The sequence below is a fragment of the Kitasatospora sp. NPDC054795 genome (assembly GCF_053611565.1).
Window position 1 is genome coordinate 143,566 of record NZ_JBSHAP010000001.1, and the last position, 14,927, is coordinate 158,492.

Genomic DNA, 14,927 nt, shown 5'->3' on the forward strand with positions numbered 1-14,927 from the left:
GCCGTCGGCGGCAGCGCCGGGGCGGCGGGGGGCGGGCCCCCGGGGGGGGGGGCGGTGGGGGGGGGCCGCGGGGGGCCCCGCCCCCACGGCTGGGCGGGGGCGCCGGCGCGGCAGGGCGCGTCACGGACCGGGCCCGTCATGGGCGCGGGGTGTCACGGGCGCGGGGCGTAGCCGATCCGGAAGGTGGCCGCCTCCAGCCGATCCGGGGTGAGCCGGACGTCGGTCAGCCGCTCGGCGAGCGCGAACGCGGCCACCGTGTGCTGCGCGTACTCCTCCGTCTCCAGGTCGAAACCACAGGCGGTCAGCAGCTCGGGGATGCCGCGGGCTTCGGCGTCCGAGCCGTCCCGCTGACCGGGGAAGAGCGGCTCGAAGTGCAGCCGCCGGACGCCGTGTTCCCACCAGTGGAAGTGATCCACGGCGTTGACGTTGCGGAAGTGCGAGACCAGCCGGGTGCCCTCGCCGAGCCGCGGGATCACCGTGTCCAGGGTGCCGAGGTAGCCGTTCGGCTCGATCGCGAGAGCCCAGCCGTCAAGTTCGGTGACCGCGACGAGCAGCCGGTCCTCGGCAGGGTCGAAGAGCGCCCCGTCCCCGTCGTCCCCGTCGTCCTCGTCCGCTCCGTCCTGGTAGGCGTCCCAGCGGGCCATGACCGCCGTCAGGCCGACGGCGTCGCTCGCCGGCAGGGCGTCGAAGCGGCGCAGCAGCTCGTCGGCCGCGAGGCCCTGGACCTGGGTGAGGCAGTAGGCCTCGCCCAGGTCGGGGTAGCGGCGCTCGAACCAGGTGTAGTCGGTGGCGTGTGCGGTCATGACGGCGATGCTGTCAGACGCCTCGGACAGTGCTCGCCCGGGGCCGTCAGAGCCAGACCGGTTCGTCCGTCCCCCAGCGCCCCGGCGGGCGCGACCAGTCGGCGGGCGCCCCCTCGTACCCGATCGGCGGCAGGGCGTGACGCAGCCGCCCGTACGCGGAGTCGGTCTCGGCCAGCCAGTGGGAGGGGTCGTACGGCTCGGGCGAGGCCCCCTGCGGGGTTTCCGGTTCGATGCCGTGCAGCAGCCAGGAAGCCGTGCCGGCGAGGGAGAAGCGCAGGTGGCGGCCACCGGGGCGGCGGGTGCGCTGGTCGGTGAGGGCGCGCAGGACGGCGCCGGCGATGAGGTAACCGGTTCCGTGGTCGAGGGCCTGGGCGGGCAGCACGCCGGGACGGCCACCCGGGGCGGCCTCGTGCCCGGAGCCGGAGCCGGATGCCGAGTCCGAGGCGGAAGCGGAAGCGGAAGCGGACTCGTGGGCGGCGATGCCGACGCCCGCCTGGACCAGGCTGTCGAAGCCGCGCCGTCCGGCCCAGAGGCCGGTCCAGCCCCAGGCGCAGAGCTGGACGAGGATCAGGTCCGGGCGGCGGGCGAACAGCGCGTCGGGGCCGAGGCCGTGGGCGTCGAGGGCGCCGGGGCGGTAGGCCGTGACGACGACGTCGGCGGTGGTGAGCAGCTCCTCGAAGACCGCACGGTCGGCCGGTACGGCGAGGTCGAGCCGGGTGGAGCGCTTGCCGAAGCCGGTGTCGGCGTGGGCGTCGTCGGCCTCCGGCAGGCGGGGCGAGTCGACGCGCAGGACGTCCGCACCGAGCAGGGCGAGGGTGCGGGTGGCGACCGGCCCGGCGATCACCCGGGTGAGGTCGAGGACCCGGACCCCGGCGGCGGGCCGGTCCACGGGGGCCTCGCCGAGCGGACGGACCGGCGCGGTCCTGGCGGCGGCACCGATGTCCTGGTGCTCCACGAGGGGGTGCACGGCCGGGCTCACCGGCACGACGGCAACCGCGAGCGCTCCCGCCTCGTACGCGCGCTCCTGGATCCGCTCGGCCGGCAGTCCGCCGAGCGTCTCGGCGAGCTGCTCGGGCCCGGCATCGGCGGCGAGGCCGAGCGCGGAGAGCAGCCGGGTGCGGTGGTGCGGGTAGTTGGCGTGGGTGCGCACCCAGCCGTCGGCGGTGCGCCAGAAGCCGGAATGCGGGGCGAAGGTGACGGGCGTACGGCCGTCGACCGTCAGGTGCCGCTCGCTGACGAAGGCGGTGGCGACCGCGCCCTGGTCGACCCGGACCGCGGGGACGGCCGGGACCGCCGGGGCGACCGGGACCGCCGGGCCGCCGCGGTGGGCGGCGAGCTCGGCGGCGGCCAGCGAGCAGACCGCCACGGTCGCACGGGCGAGCCGGCGCACCGGCAGACCGGAGGGCAGGACGTCGTCCGGCCCGTGGAAGGTCACCCGTTCCAGCAGTTCGGGCGGTCCGCCGAGAGCCTCCCAGGCATGGGCCGTGGGGCCGTCGACGGCACCGGAGGTTCCGGTGGGTCCCGTAGGTCCTGTGGGTCTGGCGGATCCCATGGTTCCAATGGGTCCGGTGGGTCCTGCTGGCAACGGACGATCGGTCATGCCCCGCATTGTGCTCCGGTTTTCAGGCGGTCGCCGTGACGCCCGCCACCAACATCAGCAGGACCGCCGAGACCACGGTCATCCGGCGGGCCGCCTGCGGAGTGCCGCCGAACCGGCCGCCGAGCCGCCCGCTGGCGTGCGCGACCAGCCCGTACACCACCGCGCAGGCCAGCACGTTGAGCGAGCCGAGCGCGAGCACCTGCCCGCCGACCGGCAGTGCGGCGCCCGGATCGACGAACTGCGGCACCAGGGAGAGGTAGAGCAGCAGGCCCTTGGGGTTGAGCAGCGCGGTCAGCATGCTCTGGCGCAGCACCGTCGCGGTGGGCTGCGGCTTGGGCGCGGCCAGGGCGGCGGCGCCCCCGCCCTTGCGCAGCGCCAGCAGCATCATGACGGCCAGCGCCAGCAGGTAAGCGGCGCCGGTGAGGCGCAGCACCGGCAGGGCGGCCGGGACGGCGCGCAGCGCGGCGGCCAGGCCGGCGCTGGAGAGCAGGGTGTGGACGGCGTACCCGGCGCAGACCCCGCCGACCGCGATCAGCGCGGCACGGCGTCCCTGGCCGAGGCCTCGGGCGGCGATGTAGAGCCAGTCGGGGCCCGGGGTGCAGACCAGCAACAGGTCGACTCCGAGGAAGAGGAGGAGGGCGTGGGTGTCCATGGGCGTGGCGTGGCCTGTCGTGCTCGTCGCGGTGTGGGCCCGGCGGGTCGGCCGGGAGGTGCCCCGGCGATCGGCCGGGGTGGTTCCGGCGATCAGCCGGAGGGCCTCCCGGCGGTCGGCCGGAGTGCGCCGGTGGTGGGCCGGGAAGGCCCGGCGGCCGGTGCGGTCACTGAAGGTAGCCGGACGGGGCTGGCACGCGATGGCGACTTCCCGCTGGTCGGAGCCGCCTTTTGGCAGAATGTTGCGCCATGGACCGAATCGACCGCAGAATCCTCCGCGAGCTCCAGCAGGACGGGCGCCTGACCAACACCGATCTGGCCTCCCGGGTGGACCTCACCCCCTCCCCCTGCCTGCGCAGAGTGCGCCAACTGGAGCAGGACGGCGTGATCCGCGGCTACCGGGCGGTGCTGGACGGCGCGGCCGTCGGACGCGGATTCCAGCCCTTCGTGACGATCACCATGCGTCACGAGGACCAGGTGACGGTCGCCGAGTTCGAGCGCCGGGTGGCCGAACTGCCGGAGGTGGTGGAGGCGCACCGGCTGTTCGGCGAGCCCGACTACCTGCTGCGGATCGCCGTGGCCGACATCGCCGCGTACGAGCGCTTCATCACCGACGTGCTCTCCGGTCTGCCGGGCATCGCGCAGGTCAACTCGCACCTGACGATGAAGCAGGTGAAGGCCGACCGGGGGCTGCCGGTCGGCGGGTAGGGTGCGAACCGGGGGCCGTGCGACCGTCCGTACGGGGGCAGGGCGACGCACTGCGACATGGGGGCTGAATTGCGCGTGATCCGCCGTCTCGACCTGGGGTACTTCGTCCGGCCGGCCGCCGAGGCGGGCGGCCCGGAGCCGCGCGTGGAGCCGGTGCTCGCGTACCTGGTCCGGCGCCCGGAGGGGCTGCTGCTGTTCGACACCGGGATCGGTGGCGGCGAGCCGGAGACCGAGGCGCACTACCGCCCGGTCCGCCGTCCGCTGCCGGAGGCGCTCGCCGCGGCCGGGGTCGCCGTCGGCGACATCGACCTGGTGGTCAACTGCCACCTGCACTTCGACCACTGCGGCGGCAACCCGCTGTTCGCCGGCACCCCCGTCCTGGTCCAGGCGGAGGAGCTGGCCACCGCCCGGCGCGGCGGGTACACCATCGACGCGCTGGTCGACTTCCCCCGCGCCGAGTACCGCGAGCTCGACGGCGAGGCCGAGGTCTGGCCGGGCGTGCGGGTGCTGCCCACGCCCGGCCACACCGGGGGCCACCAGTCACTGCTGATCGACCGCCCGGGCGGCGGCCCGGTCCTGCTGGCCGGGCAGGCGTACGACTTCGCCTCCCAGTACGGGCAGGCGATGCTCGCCCGGCGGGCGGCGCGCGAGGGGCTGGCCGCACCACTGCCCGGGTTCCGGGCCTGGCTCGACCGGATGGCGGAGCACGGGCCGCACCGCGTGCTGTTCGCGCACGACCACGCGGTCTGGGAGGCGACCGACTAGCCCGGTGCGGGAGCGCCGGCCGCTCCAGGGGGTCGGATCGATCGGAGGATTCGGGTCGATCCGAAGGTCCAGGTCGACCCGGAGGTTCAGGTCGGCCTGAAGGTCCAGGCCGACCTGACGGACGGGTCGGGGTCGCCCGGGGCTCAGAAGGTGAAGCGCAGCGAGCGGACCCGGTGGTCGAAGCTGGACGGCACGAGCTGCGGCTCGCCGACCGACCGCACCTCGGGCAGGCGGGTGAACAGCTCGCGGAACAGCGCCGTCATCTCCTGCCGGGCCAGGTGCGCGCCGAGGCAGTAGTGCGGACCGCCGCCGCCGAAGCCGAGGTGGGGGTTGGGCGTGCGGGTGATGTCGAAGGCGTCCGGATCGGGGAAGACCTCCTCGTCACGGTTGGCCGAGCCGTAGAACAGCGCGACCTTCTCGCCCGCGCGCAGCAGCGGCCCGCCGGATCCGCCCAGTTCGTGGTCGACGGCGAGGGTCCGGTTGAACTGGATGATCGGCGTGGAATGGCGGACCATCTCGTCCACCGCGCCGCCGAGCAGCCCGTCGAGGTCGGCGAGCAGCAGGGCGCGCTGCTCGGGATGGACGGTCAGCAGGTGCAGGCCGTGGGCCAGCGCGTTGCGGGTCGTCTCGACCCCGGCGACCAGCAGCAGGCTGAAAAAGGCGCCGAGCTCGCGCCCGGTGAGCCGACGGCCGTCCACGTCGGCGGTGACCAGCGCGGAGATCAGGTCCTCCTCCGGCCGGCGGCGGCGCCGGCGGCCGATCCCGGCGACGATGCCCTGCATCCGGGCGAGCGCCCGCAGCCCGCGCCCGGGCACCCGCAGGCGGCGGCGCAGCGGTCGGGCCACGCCGATGTCCTCGGAGGTGCGGTTGACCAGGTCGAGGATGGTGCGGCGCGGCCGCTCCGGGATGCCCATCATGGTGCAGATCACCTGGAACGGGAGCTCGGCGGCGACCGCGGTCACGAAGTCCTCCGGCCGCTCCCGCTCGATCCGGTCGACCAGTTCGGTGCTGATCCGCCGGACGTCCTCCTCGACCCGGTCGAGCAGCCGCGGGGTGAACGCCCGCGAGACGATCCGGCGCAGCTGGGCGTGACGGGGATCGTCCAGGTTGACCATCGAGTCGCCGAACAGCAGCCGGACCCAGCGCGCCGGGACGGGGGTGGTCACGCCGGGACCGCTGAGGAAGACGGCGGGGGTGCGGCTGGCCTCGACCACGTCGGCGTGGCGGACCAGGGCATGGAAGCCCCGGCCGGAGGCGCGGTCGCCGAAGAACACCGGGGCGGGGCGGCTGCGCAGCTCGGCGAAGGCGGCGGCGCGGTCGGGGGCCGGCAACTGCCAGAAGCGGGCGTCGGCGAGGTCTGTGGACCCGGGCGCGGCAACGACCTCGGCCGGGGCGGGGGGCTCGGCCGCGTCCGCGGAGCCGGGCGGAGTGGAGGGCTCGGCCGAGTCTGCTGGGGCGGACGCGTCGGCGGGGTCGGCGGCCTCCGGCGAGTCGGTCTGCTCGGCGGGGTCGGCGGGTTCGGCGAGTTCGGCGGGGGCAGCGGCCTCGGGCTGTTCGGCGGCGTCGGCCGGTTCGGCGGCCTCGTTCTGCTCGGCGGCCTCGGCGCGCTCGGCAGGTTCGGTCGTCCCGACGCGCTCGGCAGGTTCGGTCGTCTCGGCGGGTGCGACGGATTCAGCAGGTTCGGCGGTTGCGGCCGACTCGGCGGCCTCGGCCCGCTCGGCGGGTTCCTCGGCTTCGGCCGGAGCCGCCTCGGTCGGCGCCGACCCTCTCGGGGCCGTCGCCTGCTGCGGGACGGTCGGCTCCGTGGGGGCAGCGGACTCGGCACTGTCGGCAATGGGCGCCGAGGTATCCGTCGGGGTCTCCAAGGCCGGACCTCCCTGCTTCTGAACGACGTCGTCCCGATACGCACCGTACTGGGTGCTGCACATTAAGTGACCATGGAATGCGCGCTGTCAAACCGCCCCGATGGTCGTACGAGTGATGGCTCGGTTCGGCGCACCGGGCCGATGGGCCGGGCCGGGCGGCGGTCCGGCGGGCAGCGGGGCGAGCGGCCGGGCATGGTCTCACGGCACAGAACCGGCCATGACCGGAGGGTGCGGTACGGGCCGGGCAGGGTGGGTGCGACGATGAGTGCCATCGTGATGACCGACCAGATCCGCCTGCTGCGCGCCGTGGTCTTCGCCGCGCTGTGCGTAGCGATGGCCGCCACCGCGCACGTCGCCATGGCCGGGCCCGGGGTCTCGCCGGGGGTGCTGGCCGGTGGGTTCGGGGCGGTCCTCGGGCTGACCTGGCTGCTCGCCGGAAAGCGGCGCGGACTCGGGGTGATCAGCCTCTGGATGGTCGTGGCACAGACCGCGCTGCACCAGCTGTTCGAACAGGCCGGGGCGCTCTCCCGGGGAGGCGGCGGCCTCGGCCGACTCGCCACCACGGACTGGGCCGCCCTTCTGCTCTGCAACCCGGACCGGGCGCCCAGCGGGCTCTCCCCGGTCGAGCTGGCACGGATGGCGGGCATCGACCCGGACGTCCCGCCGCTCACCGGCAGCCTGCGGCCGACGGCGGGAACGCACCACGGGGCGCCGGGCCCGACGGCCGTGCACCCCAAGCTGTCCGGGACGACCGGGATGGCAGGCACGACCGGCATGCCCGCGGGGCCGCACGCGATGCCGGACGGAACGTTCCACGGTGACGGGTCGTACGACGCGGCGCAGGATCTGGTCGGCGGGTCGACGCAGGGACCGGCGCACGACATGGCGCACGGGATGTCCCACGGCATGTCGCCGGGGATGGCCGCCGCCCACGTGCTCGCCGCGCTGGCGTGTGCGCTCCTGCTCTGGCGCGGCGACGCGGCACTGGTCCGACTCTTCGAACTGCTCGGCGCGCTCGGCTCGGTGGTCGCGGGGGCCCTGCTGCTCCCGCTGCTGGCACTGTTCGCGCGCCCCTTCGGCCACCGGGCCCCGGCACCGCCCCGCCCGGTCGACGACCGGGCCCGGCCGCCCCGGTCGGTGCTGCTCACGCATGCCGTGGTCCGGCGTGGGCCGCCGGCGTTCGCCCTCGCCTGCTGACGCGCCCGCCGCACCCCTTCTCACCCCGGCCGCCCCCGGCCATCGGGACTCTCGCGACGGGCAGGTCGCCCTGCCGTACGGCCAAGCCTTGTGCCGTCGTGCCGCCAGGGCGCGGGCCCGCGTCCGCCGCCGCGCCCCCTCAGGGCCGGCGTGCCGCGCGGCTGCCCCCGGACGCCGACGGTGCCGCGCTGCGCGGTGCCGCCCCCGCCTTCCCCTCGGGACCTTCCCATGCCTCACTTCGACGGCGCACCGGCTCCGGCCGGCGCCCCCGTCCTGCCGTTCCCGCCCCTTCGGGCGCCCTGGCCGCGCCTACCGCTCGACGGCCTGCGGACCGTTCGGAGCACGATCTCCCGGCCGGTCCTCGCCGAGGCCGGCCAGCAGCCGGGCCGACCACTCGGGCGAGGGCCCGTCGGCAGCGCCCGCTCTTACCCGAGCGCGCAGCTGTTCGGCCCGGGCCAGCCACTCCTGACAGCCGTGGCAGCGCGCGACGTGCTTGTCCAGCCGGGCCTCCGGCAGGCCGCTCGGTTCGCCGTCGAGCCGGGCGGACAAAGCTGTCCGAAACTGCGCGCATCTCATATGACCATCGTCCCGCACGGCCGTGATGCCGGGACCGGCCGGGTGGGGGGCCACCGTGGATGACGATCAGCTCACCGCGCTGGCACTGACCGCCCGCTCCGGCCGGCCGGCCGACGTCGAGGCCTTCGTCCGGGCGACCCAGCGGGACGTCTGGCGCTTCGTCGCCCACCTGACCGACGTGCAGTCCGCCGACGACCTCGCCCAGGAGACCTTCCTGCGCGCCCTGCGCGGCCTGCCCGCGTTCGCGGGGCGCTCCTCGGCCCGGACCTGGCTGCTGTCGATCGCCCGGCGCGCGGTGATCGACCGGTACCGGATGGCCGCCGCCCGGCCGCGCTGCACGGCACTGCCGGACTGGCAGGAAGCGGCGGAGCGGCAGGGTGGCACACCGACGGCCGGGTTCGAGGACGGCATCGCGCTCGGCGACCTGCTCGACCGGGTGCCCGCCCAGCGGCGGGAGGCCTTCGTGCTGACACAGGTGGTCGGCCTGAGCTATGCCGAGGCAGCCGAAGTCGCCGGCTGCCCCGTCGGAACGGTCCGCTCCCGGGTCGCCCGCGCCCGGGAGGAACTGGTGGCCCGCCTGCGCGCCGCCGAGGCCGGGGAGCTCGCGACCGCCTGCTGAGCGGCGGGCCGTCGGCGGGCGGGCGGGCGGCGAACGATCGACGGCCGACGGCGAACAACCGACAGCGGACAGATGACAGATTTCGAAATCTGTCATCTGTCCGCTGAAAGTTGTCACCCGCCACCGCCCTGCGCCGCACCTCCGCAAGAAATCCCCCAGATGTTCGGAACCGGAGCCCCTGCGCCACCGACTGCTGTACCGGACCCCGCCGCCGAGGCGGCGTCCGGTCCGGCAGCACGGGAGACGGAGGGACTTCATGACAGTGCAACCACCCCCGACCGCCGAAAATCTGACGATCCATCAGCGCGAGCCGGTGGACCGCTGGAGCCTGGTGGTGGCCGCCGGCCTGCTGTCCTTCGTCGCGATGCTCGACATGAACGTGGTCAACCTCGCGCTCACCGACATCGCGGCCGGCCTGCACGTCTCCCCCGGGGTCGCCCAATGGGCCGCCCTGGGGTACCAACTCCCGCTCGTCGCACTACTGCTGCCCGCCGGGCGATGGCTGGACCAGGTCGGCACCCGCTCTGCCCTGCTGCTCGCCGTCGGCTGCTTCGCCCTGTGCAGCGTGCTGGCGGCCTGTGCCCCGTGGGCCGGGTGGCTGATCGCGGCGCGGCTGTTCCAGGGTGCCTTCGGAGCCGTGCTCTTCGTCCTGATGCCGGTGCTCGCCGCCACCTCGGTCCGGCCCGAGCTGCGCGGCCGGGCGATGAGCGTGCCCGCGACGCTCGGTCCGCTCGGCGCCGTCACCGGACCGGTGCTCGGCGGGCTGCTGCTCGACCACCTGGGCTGGCGGGCGATCTTCCTCGTCAAGCTGCCGGTCTGCCTGGCCGCCGTCCTGATCGTGCGGCGCCACGCCCCGCGCCGCGGCGGGCTGCGGCCGCCCGACCGGTCCTCGCTCGGCGACGCCGCGCTGATCGGCGCCGCCGTGGCCGCCACCCTGCTCGGGCTCACCCTGGCCCCGCGGACGCCGCTGTGGCTGCTGCTCGCCCTGCCCGCCGTACCGCTGGTGCTGCTCTGGCTGCGCCGCCCGGGCGGCCGGCCGGTGGCCGAGGTACTTCGGGCCGCCGGGACCGCCGGGGCCAATGCCTCGGTGCTGGCCCTCGCCGCCGGATTCGCGGCTTGCCACTACCTGCTCGCCCAGCACCTGCGCGGCCCCCTGGGCGAGAGCGCCACCGCCACCGCACTCACCATGCTGGCGTTCCCGCTCGGCATGGTGCTGGCCGGCCGGGTCGGCGGCCGGCTGGCCGACCGCTGGGGCGCCCGCCCGACCGCGCTCACCGGTGCCGCCGTCACCGCCCTCGGCCTGGCCCTGCTCGCCCCGCTGGACCCGAACTGGTCCGCCCTCGACATCGCCGCGCGACTCGCCCTCGCCGGCGCCGGGATGGGCCTCAACGGCGGCCCCACCCAGGCCCTGGTGATGTCCGCCTCCCCGCCCGGGAAGCTCGCCACCGCCGGCTCCGCCGTCCAACTCGCCCGCAGCCTCGGCTTCGCGCTCGGCCCGGCCCTCGGCACCGCCGCCGCTCTCGCCGCGCCCCACGACACCACCGGGACGCGCGCCGGGATCGCCCTGGCCGCCCTGGTCGCGGCCACCGCCGTCGTCCTGCTCGCCCTGCACCGCCGCCCCGAGGCCTGAGTACCCCGCACCGCCCGCCCCGCCCCGCATCTGTCCCACATCCGCCCCACACCCACAACACGCCACAACACACCGCATCGCCCCGCATCGCCCCGCATCGAAGGACCCCCAGATGACCGACACGAGCCCCGACTCGATCACCGACACGGCCACCGCCCCGGCCGCCGCCGACGACGAAGCCCCGCGCTGCCCGTACGGGTACGACCGGCTCCCCTCCCCCGTCCCGCTGTACGGCCCGGCTTACAAGCGCGACCCGTACCCGCTCTACCGGCGGATGCGCGAGGCCGGGCCGGTGCACCGGGTGGAGTTCCCGAGCGGCATCCACGCCTGGCTGGTCACCGGCCACCGGGCCGCCCACGCAGCCCTCAACGACCCCCGCCTGGGCAAGAACCACAGCCTGGGCAACGACAATTGGCGCCGCCTCGCGTCGATCATGCCCGAGCCGCAGCACTCGCAGCTCCAGGTCCATCTGCTCCACCAGGACCCGCCCAAGCACACCTCGATGCGCAGGCTCGTGCTCGACGCCTTCGCCCCGCGCCGGGTGGAGTCGCTTCGACCCCGGTTCCAGGAGCTGGCCGACGCGCTGGTCGACGAACTGCCGCCGTACGGCGGCGCGGACCTGGTGGCGGGCTTCGCGGCCCACTACCCATTCCGGGTGCTCTCCGAAGTCATCGGCCTGCCGCCCGAGTTGGCCGAGCGCTTCGACCGGGACTGGGGCAAGGTGGTCCAGCCGGTCGGCCCGCAGGACCCCGGCCGACCGGCGTACGAGGCACGGCTGCGCGGCCTCCAGACGTACATCGCCGATGTCGTCGCCCGCAAGCGCGTCGACTGCCGGGAGCGCGGCTGGGTGGCCCCCGAGGACCTGCTGGGCCGGCTCGTCCACGCCCATGACGCGGGCGAGTTGAGCCGCGCGGAGCTCGACTCGATGGTCTTCCAGCTGCTGGTCGCCGGGCAGGAGCCGGTCACCAACCAGATCACCACCATGCTGGTCACCCTGCTGCGCCACCCCGAGCAGCTCGCCCGGCTGCGCGAGGGTATCGACGAGCCCGGCCGACTCGCCCGGGCCGTGGAGGAACTGCTGCGCCACGACGCCGCGTTCGAGCTCACCACCTGGCGGTTCTTCGCCGAGGACAGCGACCTGTTCGGCACCGTTGTCCCGGCCGGCGACTCCGTGATCGTCTCGCTCTGCGCCGCCAACCGCGACGACGAGCAGTTCCCCGATCCCGACCGCCTCGACCTGGACCGCACCCCCAACGCCCACCTGGCCTTCGGCCACGGCATCCACTACTGCCCCGGCGCCGCACTCGCCCGGGCCGAGCTCCAGGTCGCCCTCGCCACCCTGCTCACCCGGCTGCCCGGCCTGCGCCCGGCCGAGGCGCCCGGCGACGGTCTGGCGGACCTGGCCTGGATCCCCGCCGTCCTGGCGCGCGGAGTGAACCGGCTGCCGGTCGCCTACGACCAGCGCCGCTGACCCCAGGGCGCCTCGCACCCCCGGGGCACATCGCACCCCCGCCCGCACGCCCCCGATCACGCACGCCGGCTCCGACCGCCCGGAGCCCGACACCTGACGCCCGAAGCCGCACCGCACCACCTTCCGTGGAGGACCCCCATGCCGCCCGTCGGCACCGCCCCTGCCGCCACCACCCCTGCCACCGCCGTCACCGCCGTCACCACCGCCACCGACCCCGCGGACCGCCCCGCGGCCGAGCGGCTCGCCGCCCGCGTCCTCGGTCTGCTGCTACCGCACCGTCGGGCCGCGGACCCGGAGTTCGACGCCCGCCCGGAGCACTTCCCGCTCCAGCTGGCCCAGTTGGCGGACTTCATCACCGCCGGCGAACCGATCGTCCTGACCCTGCCCGGCTTCCCCTGCAAGTCGCCGAACCCCGCGAAGGTGCTCGGCCACCTGCCGGACGAGGGCGAACGGCTGTCGCTGACCTTCCTCGACGGGCTGTGCGCCGAGATCGGGCGTCTGTACGCACCCGGCGCCCGGATCCTGATCTGCTCGGACGGGCACATCTTCGGCGACCTGATCAACGTCCCGGACGACCACATAGACGCATACTCGGACGCCCTGACCGCCATGATCGCCCGCGAGGGCCTGACCCGCCTCGACACCTTCGACCTGCGGGCCGTCCTCGGCGACCTCCCGTACGACGAGAAGCGCGCCCGGGTGCACGCCCGGTACGCGCCGAGCGTCGAGGAGTTGCGCGAACAGGTGCTGACCGAGGAGGAGACCCTGCGGCTCTACCGGGGCATCACCCGCTTCCTCACCGAGGACACCGTCGGCTTCACCGGCACCCGCTCCGCCCTCCAGCGGGAGTGCCGCCGCCGCGCCTACGGCGTGATCCAGCGCAGCCGCGCCTGGGGCGAGTTGATCGCCGAGCACCACCCGCGCGCCGTCCGGCTCTCCATCCACCCGCAGCCGGCTGGGGCGTCCAAGTTCGGCATCCGGCTGCTGGCGGCGGCCGACGCCTGGATCACGCCCTGGCACTCCGCGGTGCTCCACCGCAACGGCGGCGAGCGCGAGTTGTTGCGCAGCGCGGAGGCCGCGCGGCTCGGCCGGCTGGTCCTGCGGGACGGTCGGCCGAGCCACTACGAGTGCCACTAGCAGGAGCGCCGGTACGGGCTACCGCCCCGGCACGGCCGCCTGCGCCACTGCCGGGGACCGGTGGTCGAAGGCGATCAACGGATCGCCGGTGAGGGGGTGTTCGACCACCGCCGCCCGTACGCCGAAGACCTCGGCCAGCAGCTCGGCGGTCAGCACCTCGCGCGGTGTCCCGGAGGCGACCAGGGCGCCGCCGTGCAGGACGTGCAGCCGGTCGCAGACCGAGGCGGCGGCATTGAGGTCGTGCAGGGCGACCAGGGTGGTGCGGCGCTGCTCCCTGAGCAGGGCGAGCAGTTCCACCTGGTGCCGGACGTCCAGGTGGTTGGTCGGCTCGTCCAGCACCAGGACGTCCGGCTGCTGGGCGAGCGCCCGGGCCAGCAGCACCCGTTGCCGTTCACCGCCGGAGAGCTGGGCGAACCGTCGGTCGACGACCTCGGCCATGCCGACCCTGGTCAACGCCTCGGAGGTGATCCGGTGGTCCTCGGCGTCGTCGGCCGCGAAGGCCCGCTTGTACGGGGTGCGGCCCATCGCGACCACCTCGCGGACGCTCAACTCGAAGTCCCCGCCGCGCTCCTGGGGCAGTGCCCCGATGTGCCGGGCGGACTGCGCGGGCCGCAGCTCCGCGAGGTCCCGCCCGGCCAGCAGCACCCGGCCGGCGCTGGGCCGCAGGTGCCGGTAGACGGTGCGCAGCAGGCTGGACTTGCCACTGCCGTTGGGTCCGACCAGTCCGGCGATCTCCCCCTCCTCGGCGATCAGGTTGGCCCCGGCCAGCACCGTCCGGCCGGCCAGGGCGACGCTCAGGTCCTCGACGGCGATCCTCAACTGCGCTCCAGTCGTCGATCCAGCAGGTAGAGCAGGGTGGGCGCGCCGAGGACGGCGGTGACCACGCCGATCGGCAGTTCCTGGCCGTCCAGGGCGGTGCGGGCCACCGTGTCGACGACGACCAGCAGCAGCGCCCCGGTGAGCGCGGACAGCGGCAGCAGCCGCCGGTGGTCGCCGCCGACCAGCAGCCGGCACACGTGCGGCACCATCAGCCCGACGAAGCCGATCGCCCCGGAGACGGCGACCAGCACCCCGGTGAGCACACTGGTGACCACGAAGACCTCGCGGCGCAGCCGGGTGACGTCCACGCCGAGCCCGGCGGCCGTCTCATCGCCCATCAGCATCGCGTTGAGCCCCCGGGCGCGGGCCTGGAGCAGGGCCAGCCCGAACGCCACGGCGACGGCTGGGACGGCGAGTTGGGCCCAGACGGCGCCGCCGAGGCTGCCCATCAGCCAGAACAGCACGCCCCTGGTTTGCTGCTCGTCGCGGGTCTGCAGGACCAGGTAGCTGGTGATGCCGCCGAGGAACTGGGCGATGCCGATGCCCGCGAGGACCAGCCGCAGCGGTGAGAAGCCGCCGCCGCGCCGGGCCATCAGCCAGACCAGCGAGAACGCGGCGAGCGCGCCGGCGAACGCCGCCAGGGAGACGGTGAGGCCGAGCGCGCTGCCGAAGGAGAGCTGGAGCCCGAGGGTGGTGCCGAGGACGATGGCGGCGACCGCGCCCAGCGAGGCACCGGAGGAGATGCCGAGCAGGTAGGGGTCGGCGAGCGGGTTGCGGACCAGGGCCTGTACGGCGGTGCCGACCAGGCCGAGTCCGGCGCCCACCACGGCCGCCAACAGGGCGCGCGGAACTCGCAGTTGCCAGACGATGAGGTCGTGGGTGCCGGGTTCGGGGGCCCGGCCGGTGAGCCGGCGGGCGACCACCGACCAGACCTCGCCGGGCGGGACGTCCACCGAGCCGAGCGAGACGGCGACGGTCAGAGCGAGCACCAGGGCGACGGCGAGGGCGGCGGCCAGCGGCCCGGCCCGCAGGGTGCGGGCCGGGCGGGCTTCGCCGCGCTCGTTGCGAGGGATGGCCGACGTCACC

General features: G+C 75.2%; 14 protein-coding genes. 7 read left to right on the plus strand and 7 right to left on the minus strand.

Features of this window, described 5'->3' with window-relative positions; genetic code table 11:
* Nucleotides 1–152 precede the first annotated feature (152 nt).
* From ACWGJO_RS00640 to ACWGJO_RS00650, 3 genes are all read right to left on the minus strand, one after another.
* Nucleotides 153–803 carry a DUF6461 domain-containing protein gene (locus ACWGJO_RS00640; protein WP_452181467.1) on the minus strand — a complete coding sequence of 217 codons (651 nt, stop codon included), beginning with the start codon at nucleotides 801–803 and terminating at the stop codon, nucleotides 153–155.
* Between the two features lie 46 nt (nucleotides 804–849).
* Nucleotides 850–2,355 carry a CoA transferase gene (locus ACWGJO_RS00645; protein WP_452181468.1) on the minus strand — a complete coding sequence of 502 codons (1,506 nt, stop codon included), beginning with the start codon at nucleotides 2,353–2,355 and terminating at the stop codon, nucleotides 850–852.
* 70 nt (nucleotides 2,356–2,425) lie between these two features.
* Nucleotides 2,426–3,055, minus strand: a complete 630-nt coding sequence (locus ACWGJO_RS00650) for a LysE family translocator (RefSeq protein WP_452181469.1) — start codon at nucleotides 3,053–3,055, stop codon at nucleotides 2,426–2,428.
* A 248-nt stretch (nucleotides 3,056–3,303) separates the two neighbouring features.
* Here ACWGJO_RS00650 and ACWGJO_RS00655 point away from each other — a divergent pair, with 248 nt between their 5' ends.
* Together ACWGJO_RS00655 and ACWGJO_RS00660 are read left to right on the plus strand one after the other, a co-directional pair.
* Nucleotides 3,304–3,762, plus strand: a complete 459-nt coding sequence (locus ACWGJO_RS00655) for an Lrp/AsnC family transcriptional regulator (RefSeq protein ID WP_452181470.1) — start codon at nucleotides 3,304–3,306, stop codon at nucleotides 3,760–3,762.
* 57 nt (nucleotides 3,763–3,819) lie between these two features.
* Nucleotides 3,820–4,527 (plus strand): N-acyl homoserine lactonase family protein, encoded by a 708-nt coding sequence (locus tag ACWGJO_RS00660; protein WP_452181471.1) that lies wholly within the window; start codon nucleotides 3,820–3,822, stop codon nucleotides 4,525–4,527.
* A gap of 143 nt (nucleotides 4,528–4,670) precedes the next feature.
* Here the strand turns inward: ACWGJO_RS00660 and ACWGJO_RS00665 are convergent, their stop codons facing one another.
* Entirely contained in the window at nucleotides 4,671–5,858 is a 1,188-nt protein-coding gene (locus tag ACWGJO_RS00665) for a cytochrome P450 (protein ID WP_387694523.1), read from the minus strand.
* 795 nt (nucleotides 5,859–6,653) lie between these two features.
* On the opposite strand from ACWGJO_RS00665, the gene ACWGJO_RS00670 reads away from it, so the two are divergent.
* Nucleotides 6,654–7,589, plus strand: coding sequence for a hypothetical protein (locus ACWGJO_RS00670; protein ID WP_452181472.1), 936 nt, complete (start codon nucleotides 6,654–6,656; stop codon nucleotides 7,587–7,589).
* 309 nt (nucleotides 7,590–7,898) lie between these two features.
* On the opposite strand, the gene ACWGJO_RS00675 is transcribed toward ACWGJO_RS00670, so the two are convergent.
* Nucleotides 7,899–8,165 carry a zf-HC2 domain-containing protein gene (locus ACWGJO_RS00675; protein ID WP_452181473.1) on the minus strand — a complete coding sequence of 89 codons (267 nt, stop codon included), beginning with the start codon at nucleotides 8,163–8,165 and terminating at the stop codon, nucleotides 7,899–7,901.
* A 55-nt stretch (nucleotides 8,166–8,220) separates the two neighbouring features.
* Between ACWGJO_RS00675 and ACWGJO_RS00680 the strand changes: the two genes are divergently transcribed.
* From ACWGJO_RS00680 to ACWGJO_RS00695, 4 genes are all read left to right on the plus strand, one after another.
* Nucleotides 8,221–8,784 (plus strand): sigma-70 family RNA polymerase sigma factor, encoded by a 564-nt coding sequence (locus tag ACWGJO_RS00680; protein WP_452181474.1) that lies wholly within the window; start codon nucleotides 8,221–8,223, stop codon nucleotides 8,782–8,784.
* A gap of 256 nt (nucleotides 8,785–9,040) precedes the next feature.
* Nucleotides 9,041–10,414: an MFS transporter gene (locus ACWGJO_RS00685; protein WP_452181475.1), complete on the plus strand. Its 1,374-nt coding sequence runs from the start codon at nucleotides 9,041–9,043 to the stop codon at nucleotides 10,412–10,414.
* Between the two features lie 112 nt (nucleotides 10,415–10,526).
* Entirely contained in the window at nucleotides 10,527–11,885 is a 1,359-nt protein-coding gene (locus ACWGJO_RS00690) for a cytochrome P450 family protein (protein ID WP_452181476.1), read from the plus strand.
* A gap of 138 nt (nucleotides 11,886–12,023) precedes the next feature.
* The gene (locus ACWGJO_RS00695) at nucleotides 12,024–13,022 is read left to right on the plus strand and encodes an L-tyrosine/L-tryptophan isonitrile synthase family protein (RefSeq protein ID WP_452181477.1); all 999 of its coding nucleotides are present in this window, start codon (nucleotides 12,024–12,026) and stop codon (nucleotides 13,020–13,022) included.
* Nucleotides 13,023–13,040: 18 nt separating this feature from the next.
* Here the strand turns inward: ACWGJO_RS00695 and ACWGJO_RS00700 are convergent, their stop codons facing one another.
* Together ACWGJO_RS00700 and ACWGJO_RS00705 are read right to left on the minus strand one after the other, a co-directional pair.
* Nucleotides 13,041–13,841, minus strand: coding sequence for an ABC transporter ATP-binding protein (locus ACWGJO_RS00700; protein ID WP_452181478.1), 801 nt, complete (start codon nucleotides 13,839–13,841; stop codon nucleotides 13,041–13,043).
* Nucleotides 13,838–14,926: a FecCD family ABC transporter permease gene (locus ACWGJO_RS00705; RefSeq protein ID WP_452181479.1), complete on the minus strand. Its 1,089-nt coding sequence runs from the start codon at nucleotides 14,924–14,926 to the stop codon at nucleotides 13,838–13,840. Before ACWGJO_RS00705 ends, ACWGJO_RS00700 begins: the two co-directional genes overlap by 4 nt.
* Nucleotide 14,927: the final 1 nt, after the last annotated feature.

Excerpts from the sequence above, each read along its gene's own strand:
- ACWGJO_RS00660 (WP_452181471.1), top strand. The coding sequence starts at position 3,820 with ATGGGGGCTGAATTGCGCGTGATCCGCCGTCTCGACCTGGGGTACTTC.
- ACWGJO_RS00695 (WP_452181477.1), top strand. The coding sequence starts at position 12,024 with ATGCCGCCCGTCGGCACCGCCCCTGCCGCCACCACCCCTGCCACCGCC.
- ACWGJO_RS00640 (WP_452181467.1), bottom strand. The coding sequence starts at position 803 with ATGACCGCACACGCCACCGACTACACCTGGTTCGAGCGCCGCTACCCC.
- ACWGJO_RS00685 (WP_452181475.1), top strand. The coding sequence starts at position 9,041 with ATGACAGTGCAACCACCCCCGACCGCCGAAAATCTGACGATCCATCAG.
- ACWGJO_RS00655 (WP_452181470.1), top strand. The coding sequence starts at position 3,304 with ATGGACCGAATCGACCGCAGAATCCTCCGCGAGCTCCAGCAGGACGGG.
- ACWGJO_RS00650 (WP_452181469.1), bottom strand. The coding sequence starts at position 3,055 with ATGGACACCCACGCCCTCCTCCTCTTCCTCGGAGTCGACCTGTTGCTG.
- ACWGJO_RS00645 (WP_452181468.1), bottom strand. The coding sequence starts at position 2,355 with ATGGGATCCGCCAGACCCACAGGACCTACGGGACCCACCGGAACCTCC.
- ACWGJO_RS00690 (WP_452181476.1), top strand. The coding sequence starts at position 10,527 with ATGACCGACACGAGCCCCGACTCGATCACCGACACGGCCACCGCCCCG.
- ACWGJO_RS00675 (WP_452181473.1), bottom strand. The coding sequence starts at position 8,165 with ATGAGATGCGCGCAGTTTCGGACAGCTTTGTCCGCCCGGCTCGACGGC.
- ACWGJO_RS00670 (WP_452181472.1), top strand. The coding sequence starts at position 6,654 with ATGAGTGCCATCGTGATGACCGACCAGATCCGCCTGCTGCGCGCCGTG.